The following is a 5,618-nucleotide window of genomic DNA, read 5'->3' as shown; positions in this document are numbered from 1 at the left end:
GGCATTATTCCCGATTAACGCTCGTAAAACCTATTTTCGGGGTGGCCAGAACCACCTTTTTCACGCCTGAAATAAGGTGAAAAGGCTCACCTATCGCGACTACTATTGGGCTATGGATTCAGGTCGCAAACTCAACATCGTTCTCTATTCAGATGATTCAACTACCCGAGCAGCAGTTACTTCAGCCCTCGGTCGTAAAGTCTCGGCAGACCTGCCAGAGCACCAGATTCGTGAATTTGCGACAGCGGAGGCTCTTCGCCTCTATGTAGATTCAGTCAAGCCTGGATCTCAAGCACCTATCGATCTCTTTATCCTCGACGGTGAAGCAACTCCTGAAGGCGGCATGGGCGTTGCCCGCCAGCTCAAGGATGAAGTCTTTAACTGCCCGCCTGTTCTCTTGTTGGTAGCTCGCAAGGAAGATGCATGGCTAGCCGCGTGGTCTCGTGCCGAGGCAAGCGTCATGCACCCTGTCGACCCATTTACTTTGGCTAATACAGTCTCTGACCTGATTCGTTCGCGCTCAGTCGCAACGGCGTAATGTGCAAGGCCACATTGAGCAATGACTTTATTGTGGCCTGAATACATCGCGCGTCTTGATGCAGGACTGGATCTCGAACCTGCAGAAATTCAATCTGTTCTGCAAAGCATTTTGGAAGAGACTGCAGATATTGAGTCGGTAAAGCGATTTCTGCTCTCTCTTCATACTAAGGGCGAGACCGCCGAAGAGGTTTCTGCACTCGTCGAGCAGCTTTACCGTAACGCGACTCCCATCACTATTCCCGAACGCGCTGTCGACACTGTAGGCACTGGGGGAGATGGTGCACATACCATCAATATTTCCTCTACTGCAGCGATAGTTGCAGCTGCAGCGGGTGCTCGTGTTGTAAAACATGGCAGCCGTGCAGTCTCTTCTCGTTCGGGAGCATCAGATTTCTATGGCGCACTCGGTGTCGCCTACGACCTTGGTCCAGCAGGTGTCGAACGTACTGTTCGCGAGCTTGGTATCGGTTTTCTCTTCGCACCTGTCTTTCATCCCGCAATGAAGAATGCAGCACCAGCTCGAAAGGCACTTGGTGTTCCGACTGTCTTCAATTTCCTCGGTCCATTAGCTAACCCAGCAAAGCCACAAGCCGCAGCGATTGGCGTTGCAGACGAACGAATTCATTTGGTGATGGCACAAGTGATGGCTTCTAAGGGCTGTGATGGTTTCGTCTTCAGAGGCGATGATGGGCTTGACGAGATTACCCTTGATGGAACAACGTCAGTCTTAAGTATCGGTAAGGAAGAAATCTCAAGCGATCGTGTTGATGCAAAAGACTTTGGTTTAGATAACGCACCGATTAGCGCCATCGTAGGCGGAGATGGCGCAGAGAATGCCGCTATTGCGCTGCGCATTCTTGAAGGCGAACGTGGCGCACCTCGCGACGTTGTTCTGCTCAATACTGCTGTGACCATAGCCGCTTTTGATGGTGAATTAGAACTCTCTCTTCATGAGCGAATCGCTAAGTCAATGCCAAGAGCTATTGATGCGATTGATAGCGGAAAGGCTGCAGAGTTACTTAAGAAGTGGGCGGCTTTGTCGACCGAGATTTCTTCGGCGCAGTAAAGTTGATTGCTTCTTCTATTGTAAAGATCTCAAAACCTGCAAGCCTCTCAAAGAGTCCGTGCAGCACATCCACCGTCGCCTTGGCATCATCGAGCGCTCGGTGGTTGGGAGTTACCTCAGTACCAAATATGTGGGCCAAAGACCCTAACTTGCAGTTAGGAGCTTCATCTCTTGTAAGTGCACGACGAGCAAGAATCGCTGTATCAAGAACGCGGAAATTGGGCCACTGATGGCCATGTGCGCGAGCTGCGAATTTGAGAAAAGATAAATCAAATGGTGCATTGTGTGCGACAAAGACTGTTGTTTCATCACCTAGAAAATGAAAGAGATCTGGAAGAACTTCTTCAATGGGTGGAGCGTCAAAAACGAGACCGTCGTCGATTCCGGTGAGTTCTGTAATAAAAGCGGGAATTGAATGACGAGGGTTAACCAAAGTTGAGAAGGTATCGAGAACTTCGCCACCTTGAACTTTGACGGCACCAATTTCGGTAATCGCAGCGCCAAGGTGCGGAGCACCACCGCTGGTTTCGAGGTCGAGAACAACAAAGCGTGCGGCATGTAACGGTGTGCCGATCTCTTGAATCGTGCTCTGCCAGTTGTTCTCGTCCATGATGAAAGTAAAGACTAGATGATTGATATGACAGAGACCGGGGAATACCCTTGGAACATGAGCGTTCACGATGCACCAGCGGGTTCAATGCAGGATTTCCGGGCACTTGGAAGAGGTGCACATGCCAAAGTTGGCATCATCTTTGTTCATGGTTTCACGGGTTCACCGATATCGATGCGCCCCTGGGCTGATTACTTTCACGAGCGCGGTTATAGCGTCTCTGTTCCGCTCCTTCCTGGACATGGCACCAAGCCGGGTGACCTCAATCTTGTGAAGTGGGAGCAGTGGCCAGCGAAGGTCGAAGAAGAACTTGACTGGATGCACTCACAGGGCATGACTGTTTTTATCTTTGGTCTCTCTATGGGTGGAGGTACAACTCTCAATGTGGCGCTTCAACACTCATCCTCCTTAGCCGGAATAGTCTTAGTGAATCCAATGATTCATGTGAAATTTGTTCCACATCAGCTTGCTTGGTTGATTTCACGATTCCAGAAGATGCGTGATTCTGTTGGTGATGACATTAAGAAGCCGGGTGTAACCGAGCATGGCTATGACTCTTTGCCTGCAGTAGGCGTTTATCAACTCTTGAAGATGCTCAGCTATACCCGCAAGCGTTTGCATGATGTCACCTCACCTTTGATGCTCTTTCATAGCAAGGAAGACCACACACTTCCGGTCACCAACACTGAGATCATCATGAAAGGTGTGGGCTCTATTCCTAAGCAGCGCATCGAATTGGTTAATAGCTATCACGTTGCAACGCTGGATTACGATCAAGAGATCATCTTTGAAAACTCTTTAATCTTCGTGCAAACCCATAGCGCTACAGAGTGAGGACATTTCTTCTCCGAGCCGGAGGCGAGAAAGTGGCATCCGCCTTTCGCAAAGCAGTATCAGGAGATCCTCAAGGGCGTCCTCAATGGGCTCATGAGATGTCGGTCGGAAGTGACATCGGGCTCTTTGGTCCTGATAGTGATGTCTGGAAAGTTCACGGTTCGCTTGCGACGCTTATTGGGGGAGTACGCGCACTCTTGATGCAGGCCGCATACCCAGCGGCGCTTGCTGGTGTATCACAGCATTCGGCGTATGACACCGATCCACTGGGCCGACTAGAGCGAACAACGCGTTGGCTCACTATTACCTCCTTCGGTTCAACCGAAGCTATAGCGAAGGAAGCTCGCCGAGTTAATGCGCTGCATTCACATGTAAAAGGTGAATATCAAGACTCAAGTACTCATTCCCATAAATATGAAGCATCAGAATCTCGCCATCTCCTTTGGGTCCACTGTGCGTTCACGGACTCCTTTCTCATTGCATACCGAGAGCTTGGTCGCGAAGAAGATCGCTCTGTCTTGAACTATGTTGGCGAATGGGCGAAGAGTCCCGAACCACTCGGACTACTAGATGCACCTCAGTCAGATGCAGAACTTCATGATGTCTTGGAAGATTTTCTAGATAATGAAATAGGAGAGATTGAGGCAACTCACAAGATTGTTCACTTCATCATCCACCCGCCTTTTTCGAGGGCGGCGATGCCCTTCTACCGAGCTCTCTGTAATGCAGCCATTTCAACTCTCGATCCACGAATTCTCTATGTTCTTGGCCTCAAGGCTAAATCAAGAGGATGGCTGGCAATCGTCAAGCCGATGCTACGGGGGCTTCAGTTAATAGTAGGTAACGAATCCCCAAGTCAGACGATTGCCCGTGAACGCATTGCACGATTAACATCAACCTCATGAGCGACTGCATTTTCTGCAAAATTATTGCCGGTGAAATTCCTTCAAAGAAGATTTATGAAGATGAAAGTCATCTGGCCTTTTTGGATATTTTCCCTGCAAGTAAAGGGCACTCACTTGTGATTCCCAAAGCACATTACGCCGATATACATTCAATGTCGGCAGTTGAATACGGTGCTATCGCATCGGTAGCCAAGAAGATCGCAGATTTACTCCAGGTTAAATTGAATTCAGAAGGAACGACAATCTTCCAGATGAACAAAGAGGCTGGTTGGCAAACAGTCTTTCATGCTCACATGCATGTGATTCCACGATGGAACAACGATGGTTTGCAAAAGCCCTGGGAGATAGCACCAGCAGATAGCGCAGAACTAGATGCGCTTTTTACGTTACTCACCGAGTAGGAAATCAATCACATCCTTAGCTTTCCAGCCCTGAGGATGCTCCTTTGCAAGTGTTGTTGGTCCATCGAGATCTGAACCCAAAGTGACCAAAGGAAGTTCTCGACGTCCATCCGGGCGGAGCTGACCTAGGCCGATATTAGACATGAGCGCGTTACAGAGGCATTGAGAATGCTGAGCTTCCTCAACGTTTCCCTTCTTAAATTCGTATGTCTTTAAAGGTTCGCTTGGGCAACGATAACCAATGCCGCCATTCTCGCGTTCGAATGGTGTGCGCAGATAACCTAGATCGCAGATGCGGTTGCGCTTTTCATAGGCGTCATCATCTGAAAGCGACTGAGGAAGTACCGCTACCTTAAATGGGAAACCTGTAGGGGACGCGCTGCCATCAGTCTTCACCGTGAGTTGCTCACTCGTGAGTGCATCAATAACTTCTTGCTTCAACTCTGCTGTAAAACCAGATTCATCTGCAAGTGCGAAGAGTGATCCCACCTGAACACCTTGAGCGCCAGCTGCAATCGCCTCTTTCACCTTAGCTGCATTGGCGAAACCTCCAGCCATCCAGAAAGGCGAACCCGAGTTCTTGATCTTTGCAAGGTCTGGCTCATCTTGTTCCGTGTAGACAGGATTGCCTTCTTCGTCAACAGACTTGCGATTACGTGGGGGAGCGTTGTGTCCACCAGCAACGTGGCCTTCAATGACATATCCGTCAGGTTTGGTTATTTCATCTTTATTCAAATATGCAACTAATGCATGAGATGAAACGATAGCCAAGAACTGCGGCCGTTTAATTGGATATGAAATACCTTCGATACAGCCAGGATCAAACTGAATAAAGTGCTTTGTCTTGGTATCTGCAACATCAACTGTCATGGCAACGGGCTTGCCGAGCGCCAACTGGTTGAGGAGATTAGGAATCTGAGCAGGAATACCTGCGCCAATAAGAATGTAATCAACATCGGCAAGCATTGCTCCATAAAGCTGAGCAGGAATACACATCTGAATCTTTTCAAGAAGGTTCATGCCGATTAATCCGTCATGTCCTTCTTTTGCTAGCCAGACTTCAACAAATGATGCGACAACCAAAATATCAATTGCATGCTGCACAGGCTTTAAAGTTAGCTTTGGTACATCGATGTAGGGCTTAGATTCATCACGACCGCCTTCAATGAAGTAGCGATCCATGATGCCTTTGATGACATCTTGATTTGGGAAGTGCGCCATTGCACGACGGATTGATCCATCAATATCGCCATCTTGTAGAC

General features: G+C 48.8%; 6 protein-coding genes and 1 pseudogene. 5 read left to right on the top strand and 2 right to left on the bottom strand.

Annotation, left to right across the window (positions count from 1 at the left end; all coding sequences use genetic code 11):
• The first annotated feature begins 112 nt into the window (after nucleotides 1-112).
• Nucleotides 113-538 carry a hypothetical protein gene (locus ACKOVI_RS07055; RefSeq protein WP_509603366.1) on the top strand — a complete coding sequence of 142 codons (426 nt, stop codon included), beginning with the start codon at nucleotides 113-115 and terminating at the stop codon, nucleotides 536-538.
• Between the two features lie 21 nt (nucleotides 539-559).
• Nucleotides 560-1,606 carry an anthranilate phosphoribosyltransferase gene (gene trpD / locus ACKOVI_RS07050; RefSeq protein ID WP_509603365.1) on the top strand — a complete coding sequence of 349 codons (1,047 nt, stop codon included), beginning with the start codon at nucleotides 560-562 and terminating at the stop codon, nucleotides 1,604-1,606.
• Here the strand turns inward: trpD and ACKOVI_RS07045 are convergent.
• A pseudogene (locus tag ACKOVI_RS07045) lies at nucleotides 1,605-2,171 on the bottom strand (exonuclease domain-containing protein); the annotation flags it as partial. The gene trpD and the pseudogene ACKOVI_RS07045 overlap by 2 nt on opposite strands.
• Nucleotides 2,172-2,273: 102 nt before the next feature.
• On the opposite strand from ACKOVI_RS07045, the gene ACKOVI_RS07040 reads away from it, so the two are divergent.
• The 3 genes from ACKOVI_RS07040 to ACKOVI_RS07030 are packed head-to-tail and all read left to right on the top strand — an operon-like array spanning nucleotide 2,274 to nucleotide 4,356.
• The gene (locus tag ACKOVI_RS07040; protein ID WP_509603364.1) at nucleotides 2,274-3,050 is read left to right on the top strand and encodes an alpha/beta hydrolase; all 777 of its coding nucleotides are present in this window, start codon (nucleotides 2,274-2,276) and stop codon (nucleotides 3,048-3,050) included.
• Between the two features lie 32 nt (nucleotides 3,051-3,082).
• Nucleotides 3,083-3,955 (top strand): oxygenase MpaB family protein, encoded by an 873-nt coding sequence (locus ACKOVI_RS07035; RefSeq protein WP_509603363.1) that lies wholly within the window; start codon nucleotides 3,083-3,085, stop codon nucleotides 3,953-3,955.
• Nucleotides 3,952-4,356, top strand: coding sequence for an HIT family protein (locus ACKOVI_RS07030; RefSeq protein WP_509603362.1), 405 nt, complete (start codon nucleotides 3,952-3,954; stop codon nucleotides 4,354-4,356). Before ACKOVI_RS07035 ends, ACKOVI_RS07030 begins: the two co-directional genes overlap by 4 nt.
• Here ACKOVI_RS07030 and ACKOVI_RS07025 read toward each other — a convergent pair.
• A partial coding sequence (locus ACKOVI_RS07025) for a nitronate monooxygenase (RefSeq protein WP_509603361.1) occupies nucleotides 4,342-5,618 on the bottom strand: 1,277 nt, incomplete at its 5' end. The two genes, ACKOVI_RS07030 and ACKOVI_RS07025, sit on opposite strands and share 15 nt — an antisense overlap.

It is taken from the genome of Candidatus Planktophila sp. (genome assembly GCF_046070465.1).
Lineage (GTDB): Bacteria > Actinomycetota > Actinomycetes > Nanopelagicales > Nanopelagicaceae > Planktophila.
This window is presented reverse-complemented; position numbering and strand designations above follow the sequence as displayed.

Excerpts from the sequence above, each read along its gene's own strand:
- ACKOVI_RS07040 (WP_509603364.1), top strand. The coding sequence starts at position 2,274 with ATGAGCGTTCACGATGCACCAGCGGGTTCAATGCAGGATTTCCGGGCA.
- trpD (WP_509603365.1), top strand. The coding sequence starts at position 560 with ATGACTTTATTGTGGCCTGAATACATCGCGCGTCTTGATGCAGGACTG.
- ACKOVI_RS07055 (WP_509603366.1), top strand. The coding sequence starts at position 113 with ATGGATTCAGGTCGCAAACTCAACATCGTTCTCTATTCAGATGATTCA.
- ACKOVI_RS07030 (WP_509603362.1), top strand. The coding sequence starts at position 3,952 with ATGAGCGACTGCATTTTCTGCAAAATTATTGCCGGTGAAATTCCTTCA.